Origin of the sequence: Pseudochelatococcus sp., assembly GCF_050946405.1 — a bacterium.
Classification (GTDB): Bacteria; Pseudomonadota; Alphaproteobacteria; order Rhizobiales; family Beijerinckiaceae; genus Pseudochelatococcus.
Genome location: NZ_JBMNUS010000004.1, coordinates 175,068 through 192,309, shown reverse-complemented (window position 1 = coordinate 192,309; position 17,242 = coordinate 175,068). Strand labels below are relative to the sequence as shown.

Here is a 17,242-nt window from a genome sequence, read left to right as displayed (position 1 = left end):
CCCGCGGGGGCCGGGCCTGACGGCGCGACTTTACGGAGCACCGTTTTCCAGCATCTCCTGGAACGTCTTGCGCAGATCCCGCTTGAGGATCTTGCCCGCCGTGTTGCGGGGCAGCTCGGGCAGGAAGATGACGCGCTTGGGCAGCTTGAAGGGCGCGAGCAGCGGGCGCACATGGGCGACGAGATCTTCCTCCGTCGCCTGCGAGCCCTGCCGCAGCACCACGAGCGCCGTCACCGCCTCGATCCACTTGGGGTCGGGGAGGCCGACGACGGCGACTTCCAGTACCGCCGGGTGAGTGAACAGCGCTTCCTCGACCTCGCGGCTCGCCACGATGGTGCCGCCGGTCTTGATGATGTCCTTCACCCGGTCGACGACCGTGATGTAACCTTCCTCGTCGCGGATGCCGACGTCGCCCGAGTGGAACCAGCCGCCCTCGAACGCCTCCTTCGTTTCCTCCGGCTTGCCCCAGTAGCCGACGAGCAGTTGCGGCGAGCGGTGCACGATCTCGCCGGACACGCCGGGCGGCACGTCGTTCATGTCGGTGTCGACGATGCGGGTCTGCACGTTGTAGATCGGCCGTCCGGCGGAGGCGGGGCGCGCGTCGTGCTCCTCGGGACGCAGCACGGTCGCGAGCGGGCCGATCTCGCTCTGTCCGTAGCAGTTGAAGGTCTGCGCGCCGGGCAGGCGCTCGCGCAGCTCATGCAGCACCGGCACCGGCATGATCGATGCGCCGTAGAAGACCTGCTTCAGCGACGACAGGTCCCGCTTGTCGAAGTCCGGCGCGCGCAACAGGCTGATCCACACCGTCGGCGGCGCGAAGAACGAGGTGATGCGCTGTGCCTCGACAAGCTCCAGGCAGATCTCGGGCTTCGGCGTCTCGATGAGCACGGTGGTCGCGCCCACCAGCAGTTGCGGCATGGTGAAGACATGCATCTGCGCGGAATGGTACAGCGGCAGCGCCGCGAGCGCGCGGTCCGCCGCCCGGAAACCGAGTTCGATGATGCAGCTTTCGTATTCGGACAGCAGCGAGCGATGCGTCATCATCGCGCCCTTGGGGGCGGCCGTCGTGCCCGATGTGTAAAGGAGTTGCACGACGTCCGTGTCGTCGTTGGCGGCGCCGATATCGGACGCGATCGTCAGGCTCTCGTCGAGGGCGGTGGCCACGATGTCGAAATCGCCGCCGCCGGAAAGCGAGCCGATGACGGACAGCCCCACGATGTCGGCGACGGCCTCACGGGCCTTTTCGGCCAGGGCGGGATCGACGAAGAGGGCGCGCGCGCCGGACTGGTGAACGATGTAATGCAGTTCCCGCCCGACCAGCGCGTAGTTGATCGGCACATGGACCAGACCCGCGCGGGTGCAGGCCAGCCACAGGATGAGGAAGGCGTCGGAGTTGCGGCCGTAGGCCGCCACGCGGTCTCCGGGTTCGAGGCCCGCCGCGAGAAGCCGCGTCGCCACCCTGTCGAGCGCCCGGTCCAGCCCGGAAAAGCTCCATTGCCGGTCGCCGAAAATGAGCGCCGTCCGTTCCGGATAGCGGCCCACCGCGCGCTGGAATGCGTCGGAAATGGTGTTGCGTCGTGCGCGATCACCGATGTCCCGCACGGGCGACAATGCTGCACACATGGTTGGCCTCTCCCTGTCGTGGTTATCCCGCGCCATCCGGCGCGGGGATTGCCTTGTTCAAGCTGATATGGTCGAATATTCGGATATGATCCGCAAATATTATCGCGGTATGTCCATGCCGTAATAGGGTATGGCATGTCGGAATCGTGTTCATTGATTCTCGATTTCAGATATTGCGAGAAATCAGTTCTTTCATGATTTCGGTCGTGCCGCCGTAAATACGCTGCACGCGGCTGTCCGCGTAGAGGCGGGCGATGGGATATTCCAGCATGTAGCCGTAGCCGCCGAAGAGTTGCAGGCAGGTGTCCACGATGGCGCACTGCTTCTCGGTGGTCCACCATTTCGCCATGGCCGCGGTGGTGGCGTCGAGCCCGCCGTCGGCGAAACGGGCCACGCAATCCTCGACGAAGACGCGGCCGATGGCGGCTTCCGTCGCGCATTCCGCCAGCCGGAAGGCCGTGTTCTGAAAGGCGCGCACGGGGCGGCCGAAGGCCTCGCGCTCGCTCGTGTAGGTCTTCGCCAGCTCGATGGCGTAATCGATCGTCCCGATGGCGCCGATGGCGAGCATCAGGCGCTCATACGGCAGTTGCGCCATCAACTGGGCGAAGCCCGCGCCCTCCTGCGGGCCGATGAGGTTGCGGCGGGGGATACGGCAATCCTCGTAGAACAGTTCCGCCGTGTCCTGCGCCTTCTGGCCGATCTTGTCCAGGTTGCGCCCGCGCCGGAAGCCGGCGAGACCGTCCGTCTCCACGCCGATGAGCGACACGCCGCGCGCGCCGTCATCGCCCGTCCGCACCACGGTGACGATGAAATTCGCATTGATGCCGTTGGAGATGAAGATCTTCGAACCGGAGACGATGTAGTCGTCGCCCCCGGTCACGGCCCGCGCCCTGATCGCCTTCAGATCGGAGCCGGTGCCGGGCTCCGTCATGGCGATGGCGCCGACGAATTCGCCCGATGCCAGCTTCGGCAGCCAGCGGGCCTTTTGCTCGGGCGAGCCGTAGGCCAGCACGTAATGGGCCGCGATCAGATGGACATGCAGGCCGAAGCCCGTGATGCCCAGCCGGCCCAGCGCGTCGAAGATGACGGCGTCGTGGAAGATCGTTCCGCCGCTGCCGCCGTATTCCTCCGGCAGGGAGGCGCCGAGAATGCCGGCCTGCGCGGCTTTTTCCCAGAAGGCGCGCGGCACGATGCCCGCCTTCTCCCATTCTTCCTGATACGGCAGGTATTCCGCCGTCAGGAAGCGGACGATGCTTTCCTGAAGAAGGGCGAGTTCTTCGTTCCACCAGCCCGGTTTGCGTGTCATCGGTGTTCCTTGCCTGCCTTCCGAAACCGCAATCCGGTCACAGCCGCTCGAAGATGGCGGCGATGCCCTGTCCGCCGCCGATGCACATCGTCACCAGCGCATAGCGGCCCTTGATGCGTTGCAGTTCATAGATGGCCTTCGTGGTGATGATCGCGCCCGTCGCGCCCACCGGATGGCCGAGCGAGATGCCTGAACCGTTGGGATTCACCTTCGCGGGGTCGAAGCCGAGTTCCCGCGCCACCGCGCAAGCCTGTGCGGCGAAGGCTTCGTTCGATTCGATCACGTCGAGGTCGTCGACCTTGATGCCCGTCCGCTCCAGCACCTTGCGGGTGGCGGGGATGGGGCCGATGCCCATCAGTTCCGGCTCGACGCCCGCGTGCGCATAGCCGACGAGGCGGGCGAGCGGCACGAGGCCGTCGCGTTCGGCGCGGCCGGCTTCCGCCAGCACCACGGCCGCCGCCGCGTCGTTGATGCCGGAGGAATTGCCGGCCGTCACCGTGCCGTCCTTGCGAAACACCGGCTTCAGGCCCGCAAGGCTCTCCGCGGTGGTGTCGGCGCGCACATGCTCGTCGGTGTCGAAGACCGTGACGCCCTTGCGCGTGGCGATCTCGACCGGCGCGATCTGCTCGCGGAAATAGCCGGCCTCGATGGCGTGGGCCGCGCGCCGGTGGCTTTCGGCGGCCAGCGCATCCTGATCCTGCCGGCTGACGTGAAAGCGCTCCGCGACGTTCTCGGCCGTGATGCCCATGTGGATCTTGTGCCATGGGTCGTGCAGGATGCCGAGCATGTAGTCGATGCTGCGGCTGTCGCCCATTTTCGTGCCCCAGCGGGCGTCAAGGGCGAAGAACGGGCCGCGGCTCATCGATTCCGCGCCGCCGCCGATGGCGATGTCGGTATCGCCGAGCCGGATGGCCTGCGCGGCGGAAACGATGGCTTGCAGCCCGGAACCGCAGAGGCGGTTGACGTTGAAGGCCGGAACCTCCTTCGGCAGCCCGGAGTCGAGCGCCGCCACGCGGGCGAGGTAGGCGTCGTTGGGCTCCGTCGGGATGACGTTGCCGAACACGACATGTCCGACCTGATCGGGCGCGACCTTCGAGCGCTCCAGCGCCGCGCGCGTCGCCTCGGTGGCAAGGCGCGTCATCGGGACGTCCTTCAGGCTGCCGCCGAACGTGCCGATGGCGGTGCGGGCCGCACCGACGACGACGATTTCGCGAGTCATATCCTTCCTCCAGTTGCTTCCGTTATGCCGATGGCGGGCCGCGGCACGCATGCCGCCCCGTTTGCATGTCGTTTCGCTTGATGCTGTTTCGCTTGCATCCCGCGTCGCTTGCGCGTGCCGCCCTACCCGCGCGGCCGCGCGGGCATGCCCGTTGAAACAGGCCCTTGATGCAATGCAGCTTGGTATGGGGACTTCATGCGACCTCCCTTGCCGCCTTCTCGTTTCCCGGAAGGCGTCCTGATGTGCGGCGGATATGCAGGGCTTGCCAGACGCAGGCTTCGCTGTGATGCGCGTGATGTCTCACTCACGACAGGCCAGTTCGTATCCGCTTTATTTTGACATGCATATTAGCGAGCGGCGTCGAGATCGCAGATGACAGAGCTTGCCGAAATATATACATTTCCCGCCATATGAAACGTCACATGTCCGGCGGGCGAGCCGCCGACAAGGCCATGATCGAGAACTGTCGCGACCCCGGCGCCGAAACGCGCACCATTCCCATCCGCTTCATGACCGAGATGCTGGCCTGTGCGTCGCAGCGCGGACCGGTGGATACGGCGCGCGCGCTGGCGACGGTCGGCCTTCCGCCGGATCTGCTGGGACAGGAGGGCGCGCGCGTCACCGTGGCGCAGTTCGGGCAGCTCTACCGGTTTCTTGCCGGCACGCTCGACGACGAATGCCCCGGCTTCTTTTCCCGGCCCCTCTATGGCGGGACGTTCAAGTTTCTCTGTCTCAACCTGCTGAACGCCGACAATCTGCGCGTCGCGCTCTACCGGTTCGGCCAGTATTTTCGGCTGATGCTGGACGATCTGCGTTTCGAACTCGGCCGCGAGGATCATCTGGGCAAGATAACCATCGTCCAGCTTGCGCCGCCCGGCCCGCATCACGTGCTCGTCCACGAGGTGATGCTGATGCTGCTGCAAGGGGTGGCGTCCTGGCTGGTGGGGCGCAGGATACCGTTCTGCCGGGCGGAATTCGCCTTTCCCACGCCCGAATACGCATCCGAATACGTCAACATCTATCCCGCGCCGGTGTTTTTCGACTATCCGCGCACGACCTATTATCTCGAACTCGGCTATCTGGATCTGCCGATCCGGCAGAGCAAGTCGACGCTGGCGACCTTTCTGCGCAACGCGCCGATGGACTGGATTCAGGTCGCCGTCAACGAGAAGCGCATGACGCACCGCGTGCGCGATATCCTGAAGACGCAACTCGGCTTCGCCACGACCATCGAATGCGCCGCGCAGGGGTTGCATCTCTCCACCCGCACGCTGGCGCGCCGGCTGGAGGAGGAGGGCACGCATTTTCAGGCGGTCAAGGATGCGTTGCGCCGGGATGTGGCGATCGCCCAGATCCTCAACACCAGCATGTCCATCGCCAGCATCGGCGCCATGCTCGGCTTCGACGATCCCGCCGCCTTCAACCGCGCCTTCCGCAACTGGACGGGAAGCCCGCCGGGCAGCTACCGCAGGCGCGGCGTGAAGCCGCTGCCGGCCGACGACCCCGCAGCGGAGCGCGACTGACATTCCTCGCCAAAATACCGGCATTTTCGGCCATCCCCTTTTCGGGGCCGGCGTCTTCGTTCTACCTTGCGGCAAATCGTGATGCGCCCGCGTGACGACGCGCCGGCGCGAAACCTGTGCAATGAAAACATGATCGGGAGAAATGCATGACGGCCGGGGAGGCACGCGCTGAAGGCGCGCATGAACACGATATCGCCGTACTCTACGAGGCGCGCGACGGCGCGGCCTGGATCACCTTCAACCGTCCGGCGCAGCTCAATGCTTTCGACCTCGCGCTGGCGCAGGGCTTCCGCGAGGCGGTGACGCGGGCGCTTCGGGACGACGACGTGCGCGTCATCGTCGTGCGCGCCGCCGGGCGCAGCTTCAGCGCGGGCGGCGATCTCGGCTATCTGCAAGCGGCGCAGGACAAGCCCGGCGCGGCGCTCGCGCTGATCGAGCCCTTCCACGCCACGCTGGCCGATCTCGCCCGCACGCCGAAGATCGTGCTCGGCAGCCTCAAGGGCGCTGTCGCGGGCGGCGGCATGAGCCTGGCGCTCAATCTCGATCTGCTGATCGCGGCGGACAATACGGTGTTCAATTTCGCCTATGCCCGCATCGGCACCTCGCCCGACTGCGGCGGCTCGTGGGCGCTGCCGCGCCTCGTCGGCCTGCGGCGCGCGCTCGCCATCGCCTTGCTGTCGGAGAGCGTCGACGCAGGGGAGGCGCTGTCGCTCGGGCTCGTCAACAGCGTCGTGCCCCGCGAGGCGCTGGACGAGGAAACGGCGAAGCTCGCCGCCCGTCTGGCGCAGGGCGCGCCCCTCGCGCAAGGGAACATCAAGGCATTGCTGCGCGCTTCGCTCGACAACGGCTATGACGCCCAGCTCGCGCGCGAGGCCACGGGCTTCGCCGCCTGCGCGCGCACGCAGGACTTCGCGCAGGCGCTCGACGCCTTCATCGACAAACGCAAACCGGTCTTCCACGGCCGCTGACGCGCCGCGCGGGCATCGCGGACGACGGCACCACGAGAGGTTTCCATGGCTACGCAAATCGTATTTCCCACCGTGTTCGGCGTGGAGCGCGCCGGTATCCGCCGCGCCGCCGTGATCGGCGCGGGTTCCATGGGGGGCGGCATCGCCGCGCAATTCGCCAACGCGGGCATCCCCGTCGATCTTCTGGATATTCCGGGCGGGGAGGGCGCCTCCCGCCATGCGCCGGCGCAGACGGGCATCGAACGCCAGCTCAGGGCCGGCGGCTTCATGGACCCCGCCGTCGCCGCGCTGGTGCGCCCCGGCAACACGGAAGACGATCTCGCGCGCCTTGCGGATGCGGACTGGATCGTCGAGGCCATCATCGAGGACCCGGACGCCAAGCGCGCCCTGTATGCCCGCATCGATACCGTGCGCAAGCCGGGCTCCATCGTGTCCTCGAACACCTCGACCATTCCGCGCGCCGCGCTGGTCGAGGGGGCGGGCGAGCGTTTCCGCGCCGATTTCGTCATCACCCACTTCTTCAACCCGCCGCGCGTGATGCGTCTCGTGGAGCTTGTGTCGACGGCGGAGAACGATTCCGCCGTCGTCGAACGCGCGCGGCTGGCCTGCGAGACCGTGCTCGGCAAAGCGGTGGTCGACTGCAACGACACGCCCGGCTTCATCGCCAACCGTATCGGCTGCTACTGGATGGCGGTCGGCGTGCTGGAGGCACTGCGCCTCGGCGTGACGCCCGAGGAGGCGGATGCTGTCGCGGTGGCGCTGGGCGCGCCGAAAACCGGCGTGTTCGGCCTGCTCGATCTCGTCGGCATCGATCTCGTGCCCCATGTCTGGGGCAGCCTGCTGAAGGCCCTGCCGCCTGAAGACGGCGCCCATGCCTTTGACCTGCCGGCCGATGGCCTCATCCGCACGCTGATCGGGCGGGGGCTGTTCGGCCGCAAGGCGAAGGCCGGTTTCTACCGACTCGCGGCGGACAGGTCGCGCGAGGTGTTCGATCCCGCCTCCGGCGACTACCGGCCCGAGCGGCCGTTCGACCCCGAAAGCCTGCCCGGCGGCGGGCGCGACGTGGCGGCGCTGGTGGCGGACGACGGCAGGCTCGGCCGCTATGCGTGGAGCGTGCTGTCGCACCTCGTCGCCTACACGGGCGCCTGCGCGCCCGAGATCGCCGCCGACACCGCCGCCGTCGACACCGCCATCGCGCTCGGCTACGCATGGCGCGACGGCCCCTTCGCGCTGGCGCAGAAGGCGGGCCTCGCCGACATCGTCGCGCGTCTGGAGCGGGAAGGGCGCGCGGTTCCCCCGCTGCTGCGGCATGCGCATGCGGCGCAAGGCTTCTTCAACGCCGCCGGCGCGCCCTTGCTGTCGGACGGGCAGGGCTACCGCGCGCAGGCGGATGCGGCGTCCGGCGTGATCCGCCTCGCGGCCGTGAAGGCGGCGGGCAAGACGATCGCCGGCAACGAGGCTGCGTCCCTGTACGATCTCGGCGACGGTGTCGCCTGTTTCGAGATCCACACCAAGCTCAACAGCCTCGCCGCCGGCGTGTTCGATCTCATCGAGGAAGCGCTGGCGCGCGCGGGCAAGGATTTCAGCGCCCTCGTCATCGGCAACGACGATCCGCGCGCCTTTTCAGCCGGCGCGGACCTCGCATTCATCGCCGCGCTGGTGGAGCGGCAGGACTGGCGCGCGCTGGAAGCCTATATCGCGCGCGGGCAGGCGCTCTACCTGCAACTGAAATACGCGCCGTTTCCCGTGGTCGCGGCCGCGCACGGCTTTGCGCTGGGCGGCGGATGCGAGCTGACGCTGCATGCGGACACCGTCGTTTCCCATGCGGAACTCACCATCGGATTGCCGGAGTTCAAGGTCGGCATCATCCCTGCCTGGGGCGGCACGACGCAACTGCTCGTGCGCGCGCAGGCGGGGCGCGCGGGCGATGCCGTGTCAGCGGCGCGGCGGGCTTTCGACATCGTGACGGCGGCGGAAACGTCGCAATCCGCGCGGCACGCCTTTTCGCTCGGCCTGCTGCGGGCCGGCGACGGGATCGTGATGAACCGCGATCTGCTGCTCGCCGCCGCTGCGCGCCGGGCGGCCGAACTGCGCGAGGCAGGCTATCGTCCGCCGGAGAAGGCGGCGATCGAACTGGCGGGCAAGGCCGGCTACGAGCATCTCGTGGAAATCGCCCGCGACAAGCGGGACGCGAATGTTTTCACGCAGACCGACGTCGCCATTGCCGAGTCGCTGGCGCGGGTGCTGACGGGTGGCGCGGATGCGGCTGCCGGCGGCGCGCAGACCGAGGAAGCCGCCATGCGGCGCGAGCTGGAAGCACTGCTCGATCTTGCCGCCAAACCGGAAACGCAGGAGCGCATCCGGCATGTGCTCGCCACCGGCAAACACCTGCGCAACTGACTTGCCAGCGGACTTGCCAGCGGACTTGCCAACAGACTTTTCAGCGGACTTGCATTGAACAATGCCGATGGCCGATGAGAATGACTCATTGGCCATCGGCGAGGCATGCCATCTCTTACCCGGTTGCGGACGAGGTGCGGGAGAGGCGGGACCGGCGGATATAGAACACGCCGTAGGCCAGGCCGATGATCGCGGCGAGCGTCGACGCCAGCAGCACGCCGAGCTTGGCGGCGCCGAGCAGGCCCGCATCCGTGAAGGCGAGATTGGCGATGAAGATCGACATGGTGAAGCCGATGCCCGCGAGCAGGCCCATCAGCAGCACGCCCGCCCATGTGACCTGCGGCGGCAGGTTGCAGATGCCGAGCCGCACGGCGCCCCAGCTCGCCAGCATGATGCCGAGCGGCTTGCCGACGACCAGCGCCGCGATGACGCCGAACATCACATGACCCGCGCCGGCATGCGCGATATCGATGTCGTCGAGGGTCACGCCCGCGTTCGCCAGCGCGAACAGCGGCATGATGCCGAAAGCGACCCAGGGGTGCAGCGCCGATCCGATCCGCGTCACCGGCGCCAGCAGTTCGCGCTGGGCCAGGCGCAGCTCACGCAGCGGCCGGCTCATGGCGGCCGCATCGCGGCCTGACGCCCCGGCGATATCGAGACATTCGCGCACCGCCCGCGCCGCCGCATCGAGCGGCGCCTCGTCGGCGCGTCCGGGAAGCACCGGCGTCAGCAGGCCGAGCACGACGCCGGCGAGCGTCGGATGCGCGCCCGTCTGCAACAGCCCGATCCAGACGATCGCGCCCGGCGCGACATAGGCGAAGGCGTTGCCGATCCCGATTCGCTGCAAGCCGATGACGGCGATGATCCCGAGCAGCGCGACGAGCAGGCCGCTGAAGTCGAGCCCGCCGGAATAGAACAGCGCGATGATGAGCACCGCCACGACATCATCGATGATGGCCAGCGCCAGCAGCAGGATGCGCACATTGCCGGGAATGGATTTCCCCAGGATCGCCAGCACGCCGACGGCGAAGGCGATGTCGGTTGCCGTCGGCACCGCCCAGCCGTTGAGGAGCGGCGGGCGGCCGTTGATCGTCGCGTAGATGAGGGCCGGCATCAGCACCCCGCCGAGCGCGGCGATGACGGGAAGCGCCGCGAGCTTGAGATTCGCCAGCGCGCCGTCGTGGATTTCCCGCCGGATCTCCATGCCCACGACGAGGAAGAAGACGGTCATCAACGCATCGTTGATCCAGAAATGCAGGCTTCTGGTAAAGACGAAATCGCCGAAACCGAAAGTGACGGGCGCATGCCAGAAATCATGATAGCCGTGCGCCCACGGCGAATTGGCCCAGATCAGCGCGCCGGCCGCGGCTACGAGCAGGACCACGCCGCTCACCGCCTCGATATGCATGAAGCGCTCGACGGAGCGCATGGCCCGCCGGGCGACGATCTGGGCGCGGGTCGGCGGACGGTGGGTATGGAAACGGCTCATGGCACAGGTTCTCCTGTGCTGGCGGCCCGACCAACACGACAAACCTGCCACCCGGACCCTTGCCGACATGACACCCGACCGTAAATCTAGCCGCTCGCAACTGATTCGCCCACGCCGAAAATGCGCCGGCGCGTCCGCGTCTGGACGGGACGGTGCACAGCCCATATCGTGAGCGCCGGACGTCGGGGAACGTGAACGGCAACGGCAAGAATTTTTCGGGGGAAACCGGTGAACCTGAGGCAGCAGATCCTGGCGCTGGCCATCGTGCCGCTCGTGGTCGCCATTCTCGCGATCACGGCGCTGATCACCTGGCAGTCGACCAACCTCGTGCGCTCCAGCATCGACACGTTCGAGCGCAACATGCTGGCGGCCAAGCAGACGGAGCTTCTCAACCTCACCAACCTCGCCCTTTCGGCCATCAACGACATCTACGTCAGCGCCGGCCCGGACGACGAGGCGGCGAAGGAAAAGGTCCGCGATATCCTGACCGCGCTCGACTATGGCGAAGACGGCTACTTCTTCGTCTACGATTACGGCGGCACCAGCATCGCCCATCCCCGGCAGACCTTCCGTCCCGGCCGGAACTGGATCGACCTGACCGATCCCGACGGCAACAAGGTCATCGCCAGCCTGATCGAGAAGGCGCGCGAGGGCGGCGGGCTGTTCCAGTACAAATGGGAGAAGCCTTCCGCCAGCGCGACCGCCGACAAGCTCTCCTTCGCGGTCGGCCTCGACAAATGGGGCTGGATGCTGGGAACGGGGGTCTATCTCGACGATGTTTTCGCCCAGACGGCGGCCGCCAACGCCGACTTGCGCGGCAGCATCGGGCGCACGTTCTTCATCGTGGCGATCATCGCCGTGCCGGCGGTGCTGGTCGTCTTCGCCACCTGCATGCTGATCAACCTGCACGAGCGCCGGCTCGCCGACGGCAAGCTGAAGAAACTGACCCAGCGCATCATCGACACGCAGGAGGAGGAACGCTCCCGTGTCGCGCGCGAGCTGCATGACGGCATCTCGCAGAATCTCGTCGGCGTGCGCTACGCGATCGATCTGGCCCGGCGCAAGGTCGACCATGATAACGTCGAGGCGGTCAACGCCATCGAGCGGGGCGCGGGCGCCCTCAACGACGCCATCAAGGAGGTGCGCCGCATGTCGCACGAACTGCGCCCCCGCGTGCTCGACGACCTCGGCCTGACGGCGGCGCTGGAGGCGCTGGTGCACAACTTTTCCGAGCGGAACAACGTCGAGACCACCCTCGAATCGGTCGCCTTCAAGAACCGTCTGGTGCCCGAGGCGAAGATCGCGCTCTATCGGGTAGCGCAGGAGGCGCTGACCAACATCGAGCGCCATGCCAATGCCACCAGGGTGACGGTGCGCTTCTCCAGCACGTCGCAGCCGGAAACCGGCGGCGGCCCGGCGCGCGGGCGCGTGCGGATGGACATCATCGACAACGGGCGCGGCTTCCCGGCGGCGGGGTCTCAAGCCGCGGGCCTCGGGCTGCGCAACATGCAGGAGCGGATGGCGCATTTCGGCGGCTACATCGAGGTCGACAGTTCGCCCAAGGGAACGCGGCTGACGGCGGTGCTGCCGCGCTCCGCGCTGATCGGCCAGCACAATCTGGCGGAGGCGGCCTGATGCCCGGTACACCCGCCACGACGGTGCTGCTCATCGACAATCATCCGCTGGTGCTGGACGGCCTGCGCTCCATCCTCGAAACCTACGACCACATCGCGGTGGTGGGCACCGCCCCGCTGGCGGCGGAAGGGCTGGAGATCGCCGTCCGCACCCGGCCGGCCGTCATCCTGATGGATATCAACATGCCCCGGATGAACGGCATCGACGCCATCGAGCTGTTCAAGGAGCGGGTGCCGGAATGCCGGCTGCTGATGCTGTCGATGCACGACAGCCGGGAATATATCTCGACCTCGGTCATGTACGGCGCCTCGGGCTACATCCTCAAGGATGTATCGACGGAGGAGATCGTCGCCGCCATCGATGCGGTCGCGGCCGGCGGCACCTATTTTTCCGCCGGCGTGCGGGAAGCACTGCTCGAACGCCAGACGCCGCAGACGCAGACGAACGCGCTGACCACCCGCGAGCAGGACGTTCTCCTGCTCATCGCGCAGGGCGTAAGCAACCGCGATGCAGCACGCGCGCTTGATATTTCGGAAAGAACGGTGGAAACCCATCGCAAGAACATCAAGAAGAAGCTCGGCATCGCGACGACCGCCGGGCTCACGCGTTACGCCATCGACAACGGACTGATCGGCCGCGGGCGCCCGGCCTGATCGGTCGCAGGCGCTCAGGCGCCTTTCTGGGACGGATTCTAGCCAATGACGGAAATCTTTCTGCTGCTTGCGGGCATCTTGAGCGGCGCGGTCAACGCGCTGGCCGGCGGCGGTTCGTTCATCCTGCTGCCCGCGCTCATGTTCGCGGGCGTGCCGCCGGTGCTCGCCAACGCCTCCAACACCTATGCGGCGATGCCGGGCTATATGAGCGGCGCGGCGGGGTTCTGGAAGTCGATCATCCGCTATCGCGAGCGGCTCATCGCCTATTCCGTCGTCTCCGTCATCTTCGGCTATCTCGGGGCGGAGCTGCTGCTCGTCGTTTCCGACGAGCAGTTCGCCGCGATCGTGCCGTGGCTGATGTTGATCGCCGTGTTGCTCTTTGCCTTCGGCGGCCGGGCGGCGGCGTTCATGCAGTCGCTCTCGTCGAACCGTCCGGGCGCCAGAACGGCCGGCGCCGTGGCGCTGTGGGTGTTTCTGGCGGCGGTGTGCGCCTATGGCGGGTTCTTCAATGCCGGGCTCGGCATCCTGCTGCTCGCCTTCCTCGCCACCGCGGGCCTGACGGACATTCATGCGATGAACGGGCTGAAGCTGTGGATTTCGGCGCTCATCGCGCTCGTGGCCGTCATCCGCTTCGCGGCGAGCGGCGCGATCGACTGGTACAACGGCTCGATCGCGCTGCTCGGCGTGACGGCGGGCGGATATCTGGCCGCGCGCTACGCCTATCTTATCCCCGCGAAAGCGCTGCGCATCGCCATCATCGTCTACGGCGTGACGATGACGGGCTATTTCTTCTGGAAGGTGCCGGGCTGAAAAAAAGGAGGGCGGTTGCGCCGCCCTCCGGTCTTCGCTCTCCGCTGCCGATCCGGGGTCAGCGGCCCGCGGCCTGCGCGGCGAACACGTAGCTGTCGTAGGTGTATTCGGCGACGCGGAACCACTCGAAGCCTTCGTCGCGGAACTGCTTCCACGCCGGGTAGATCTTCGCCCAGGCGGGATGCTTGCTGCCGTATTCGGCGTAAAGCTCGAAGGCGGTCTTGTAGGCGGCGTCCAGCACGTCGCGCGGCAGCGGGCGCAATTGCGTGCCCTTGCCGACGAGCGAACGGATCGCCGTCTTGTTTTTCACGTCGTAGAGCGACTGCATGTTGATGTTGGCGGCCTTGAACGAGGCTTCGAGCGCGGCCTTGTAGAAGTCCGGCAGCTTTTCCCATTCGCCTTTGTTGATGTAGAAGTGGATGGTCAGGCCGCCTTCCCAGTAGGCGGGATAGTAGTAATACGGCGCGATCTGGTAGAAGCCGAGCTTCTCGTCGTCGTAGGGGCCGACCCACTCGGCCGCGTCGATGGTGCCGCGCTCGAGCGCCGGGTAGATATCGCCGCCGGGCAACTGCTGCGGCACCACGCCGAGGCGCGACATCACCTCGCCGGCGACGCCCGCGATGCGCATCTTGACGCCCTTGAGGTCGGCAAGGCTCTTGATTTCCTTGCGGAACCAGCCGCCCATCTGCGCGCCGGTCGCGCCGCCCGGCCGGCCGATGATGTTGTAGGCCGACAGGAACTCGTCATACGCCTCGTTGCCGCCGCCGTGGTAGAGCCAGGCGTTTTGCAGGCGCGAGTTGAGCCCGAAGGGGATGGCCGAGCCGATGGCGAACGTCGGGTCCTTGCCGGTAAAGTAGTAGCCGCAGGTGTGCGCGATCTCGACCGTGTTGTTCTGCACGGCGTCGATGGCCTGCGGGCCGGGCACGATTTCGCCGGCCTGGAACACCTGGATCTGGAACTTGCCCTGGGTGATGGCCGAGAGGGTCTGCGCCGCCACCACCGCGCCGCCGTAGATGGTGTCGAGGTTGTTCGGAAAGCCCGAGGTGAGCCGCCAGCGGATGCTCGGCAGCTCCTGGGCGACGGCCGGCGCCGAAAAGGCGGTGGCGGCGGCAGCCGCCGCGCCGGCGCCGGTCAGCGCGGTTTTCGACAGGAAGCCTCTGCGATCGATTGCGTTGGTCATGGTTTCCTCCACGAAGTTATCATGCTGGATCGATACCGGCCGGGGCGATGTCGGCGGGGCGGGCGCTGCCGCCGCCGCGTCCCTCATCGTCCCGGCGGCCGTTCAGTTGGGGGCGTCCGCGGGTTTCGCCCCGAACGCCGGCGGCGGCGGGAAGGCCGGCGCCGAACTCTCCGGCGCCGGGGGAGCGCCGAATGACGGGGCCGGCGGCGCGCCGAAGGGGGCCGCCGGCGTGTCGAACGGGTTCTCGCCGCCCGCGCCGGGCATGGGCACGTTGAGCTGGATGGTCGCCGGATCGAAGGTCCGCTCGCCCGCCTTGTAATGCATGACGAGCTGCGGGAAGGCCACCACGACCGCGACCATGGCGAGCTGGATGATGAGGAACGGTATCGCCCCCATGTAGATCTGCATCGATGTCACGGGCTGGATGGTCGCCCCTGTCACCCTGTCCCTGTAGGCGCGCACCGGAGCCACCGAGCGCAGGAAGTACAGCGAGAAGCCGAACGGCGGATGCATGAACGACGTCTGCATGTTGATGGCGAGCATCACGCCGAACCAGATCAGGTCGACGCCGAGGCTGTCGGCCACGGGCGCCAGCAGCGGGATGATGATGAATGCCAGCTCGAAATAGTCAAGGAAGAAGGCGAGGAAGAAGACCAGCAGGTTGGCGAGGATCAGGAAGCCGATCACCCCGCCGGGCACCGACGTCATCAGGTGCTCGACCCAGACGTGGCCGTTGACGCCGTAGAACGCCAGCGAGAACACGCGCGCGCCGAGCAGGATGAACATCACGAAGGCCGACAGCCTGGCCGTGGCGTGCAGCGATTGGCGCAGCAGCGACACGTTGAGCTTGCGGTTGAACGCGGCGAGGATCAGCGCGCCCGTCGCGCCCATGGCGCCGCCTTCCGTCGGCGTGGCGATGCCGAGGAAGATCGTCCCCAGCACGAGGAAGATCAGCACCAGCGGCGGCACCAGCGAGGTGATCACCTTCTGCAACAGCTTCCAGCCGTGCAGGGTGCGCGCCTCCTTCGGCAGGGCCGGCAGCTTCTGCGGGCTGAGAATGGACACGACGATGATGTAGAGGGTGTAGATGCCCACCAGGATCAGGGCGGGGAAGAGCGCGCCCTTGTACATGTCGCCGACGGAGCGGCCGAGCTGATCGGCGAGGATGATCAGCACGAGGCTCGGCGGCACGATCTGCGCCAGCGTGCCCGAGGCCGCGATCGTGCCGGCGGCGACCCTGCGGTCATAGCCGTAGCGCAGCATGATCGGCAGCGAGATGAGGCCCATGGAGATCACCGACGCGGCGACGACGCCCGTCGTGGCGGCGAGGATCGCGCCGACGAAGATCACCGCGAAGGCGAGGCCGCCGCGCACCGGGCCGAACAGTTGGCCGATGGTGTCGAGCAGGTCCTCCGCCATGCCGCTCTTTTCGAGGATGAGCCCCATGAAGGTGAAGAAGGGGATGGCGAGCAGCGTCTCGTTGGACATCTGCCCGAAAATGCGGTCCGGGATCGCCCCGAACAGGTTGATCGGCAGCAGGCCGAGCTCGATGCCGATAAAGCCGAACGCGAACCCCACGAACGCCAGTGCGAAAGCCACCGGATAGCCCAGCAGCAGCACGACGATCAGCGAGGCGAACATGATCGGCGCGAGATTTTCCGAAATGATTGCGATCACGACAGGTCTCCGGCGCGCCGTTATTGGGATTGGAGGGCGGCTGCTTCGGCATCCGCCAGCAGGACGGGATCGGGGATATCGCCGCGCAGGATGGCGATCCGCTTGATCAGCTCCGACACGCCCTGAAGGGCGAGAAGCGAGAAGCCCAGCGGCATCAGCGCCCAGACCGGCCAGAGGATGAGACCGCCGGTGTTGTTGGAGACCTCGCCCGAAGCGAATTTGGCCAGCACGATGGGCCAGGACAGGTAGACCGTGATGAGGCAGAACGGAAGCAGGAAGAACAGGGTGCCGAATATTTCAATCCACAACTGGCCGCGCCGCGGCAGCTTGCCGTAGAGCAGATCGACCTTGACGTGCTCGTTGTTGAGCAGAGTGTAGGCCGCCGCCAGCAGGAAAACCGCCGAGAACAGATACCACTGCGCTTCGAGCCAGGCATTGGAACTGAGCGAGAACGCCTTGCGGGCGACGGCGTTGACGGAGCTGATCAATACCGCAGCCAGCATCAGCCAGGATACGGTTTTGCCCACGAATGTATTCAGGGAATCTATGGCACGCGACAATGACAGGAGTAATGCCATTCTTGCTTCCTCCCCCGCCTTGAAGGCGGTTTGGTATATTGTGACAAAGCCATCGTTTGCAGGCCGATCATTGTCGGCGAACGATTGATCCTCATTATTTCATGTCCGCAGGCGCCACAATAAATCTGCGCGCGGATTGTGATATCCGCTACGTAGAACTGGGTAGAACGGAAAGCGGGCC

The 17,242-nt window shown here is 66.7% G+C and carries 13 protein-coding genes; 6 read left to right on the top strand and 7 right to left on the bottom strand.

Annotated elements, in window-relative coordinates:
* Positions 1–30: 30 nt before the first annotated feature.
* From ACOYJQ_RS08715 to ACOYJQ_RS08705, 3 genes are all read right to left on the bottom strand, one after another.
* Positions 31–1,623 carry an acyl-CoA synthetase gene (locus tag ACOYJQ_RS08715; protein ID WP_433457706.1) on the bottom strand — a complete coding sequence of 531 codons (1,593 nt, stop codon included), beginning with the start codon at positions 1,621–1,623 and terminating at the stop codon, positions 31–33.
* A 166-nt stretch (positions 1,624–1,789) separates the two neighbouring features.
* Positions 1,790–2,929 carry an acyl-CoA dehydrogenase family protein gene (locus tag ACOYJQ_RS08710; protein ID WP_433457704.1) on the bottom strand — a complete coding sequence of 380 codons (1,140 nt, stop codon included), beginning with the start codon at positions 2,927–2,929 and terminating at the stop codon, positions 1,790–1,792.
* Between the two features lie 37 nt (positions 2,930–2,966).
* Complete coding sequence (locus ACOYJQ_RS08705) at positions 2,967–4,148, bottom strand: acetyl-CoA C-acyltransferase family protein (RefSeq protein WP_433457702.1); 1,182 nt, start codon at positions 4,146–4,148, stop codon at positions 2,967–2,969.
* Between the two features lie 422 nt (positions 4,149–4,570).
* Between ACOYJQ_RS08705 and ACOYJQ_RS08700 the strand changes: the two genes are divergently transcribed.
* From ACOYJQ_RS08700 to ACOYJQ_RS08690, 3 genes are all read left to right on the top strand, one after another.
* Positions 4,571–5,671, top strand: coding sequence for an AraC family transcriptional regulator (locus tag ACOYJQ_RS08700; protein ID WP_433457700.1), 1,101 nt, complete (start codon positions 4,571–4,573; stop codon positions 5,669–5,671).
* 146 nt (positions 5,672–5,817) lie between these two features.
* On the top strand, positions 5,818–6,639 hold the full coding sequence (locus ACOYJQ_RS08695; RefSeq protein WP_433457699.1) for an enoyl-CoA hydratase/isomerase family protein: 822 nt from the start codon (positions 5,818–5,820) through the stop codon (positions 6,637–6,639).
* Positions 6,640–6,684: 45 nt separating this feature from the next.
* Positions 6,685–9,039 carry a 3-hydroxyacyl-CoA dehydrogenase/enoyl-CoA hydratase family protein gene (locus ACOYJQ_RS08690; RefSeq protein ID WP_433457697.1) on the top strand — a complete coding sequence of 785 codons (2,355 nt, stop codon included), beginning with the start codon at positions 6,685–6,687 and terminating at the stop codon, positions 9,037–9,039.
* Positions 9,040–9,154: 115 nt separating this feature from the next.
* Here the strand turns inward: ACOYJQ_RS08690 and nhaA are convergent, their stop codons facing one another.
* Entirely contained in the window at positions 9,155–10,528 is a 1,374-nt protein-coding gene (gene nhaA, locus ACOYJQ_RS08685; protein WP_433457696.1) for a Na+/H+ antiporter NhaA, read from the bottom strand.
* A gap of 228 nt (positions 10,529–10,756) precedes the next feature.
* Between nhaA and ACOYJQ_RS08680 the strand changes: the two genes are divergently transcribed.
* Genes ACOYJQ_RS08680 through ACOYJQ_RS08670 form a run of 3 tightly spaced genes read left to right on the top strand, consistent with a single transcriptional unit; the run spans position 10,757 to position 13,626 of the window.
* The gene (locus ACOYJQ_RS08680) at positions 10,757–12,163 is read left to right on the top strand and encodes a cache domain-containing protein (RefSeq protein WP_433457694.1); all 1,407 of its coding nucleotides are present in this window, start codon (positions 10,757–10,759) and stop codon (positions 12,161–12,163) included.
* Positions 12,163–12,816: a response regulator gene (locus ACOYJQ_RS08675; protein ID WP_433457692.1), complete on the top strand. Its 654-nt coding sequence runs from the start codon at positions 12,163–12,165 to the stop codon at positions 12,814–12,816. Before ACOYJQ_RS08680 ends, ACOYJQ_RS08675 begins: the two co-directional genes overlap by 1 nt.
* 45 nt (positions 12,817–12,861) lie before the next feature.
* Entirely contained in the window at positions 12,862–13,626 is a 765-nt protein-coding gene (locus ACOYJQ_RS08670) for a sulfite exporter TauE/SafE family protein (RefSeq protein ID WP_433457690.1), read from the top strand.
* 58 nt (positions 13,627–13,684) lie between these two features.
* Here ACOYJQ_RS08670 and ACOYJQ_RS08665 read toward each other — a convergent pair whose 3' ends face one another.
* The 3 genes from ACOYJQ_RS08665 to ACOYJQ_RS08655 all read right to left on the bottom strand — a co-directional run bounded on the left by ACOYJQ_RS08665 (position 13,685) and on the right by ACOYJQ_RS08655 (position 17,061).
* Positions 13,685–14,806: a TRAP transporter substrate-binding protein gene (locus ACOYJQ_RS08665; RefSeq protein WP_433457689.1), complete on the bottom strand. Its 1,122-nt coding sequence runs from the start codon at positions 14,804–14,806 to the stop codon at positions 13,685–13,687.
* A gap of 102 nt (positions 14,807–14,908) precedes the next feature.
* Positions 14,909–16,483, bottom strand: coding sequence for a TRAP transporter large permease (locus ACOYJQ_RS08660; RefSeq protein ID WP_433457688.1), 1,575 nt, complete (start codon positions 16,481–16,483; stop codon positions 14,909–14,911).
* 20 nt (positions 16,484–16,503) lie between these two features.
* Positions 16,504–17,061 (bottom strand): TRAP transporter small permease subunit, encoded by a 558-nt coding sequence (locus tag ACOYJQ_RS08655; RefSeq protein ID WP_433457687.1) that lies wholly within the window; start codon positions 17,059–17,061, stop codon positions 16,504–16,506.
* Positions 17,062–17,242 lie beyond the last annotated feature (181 nt).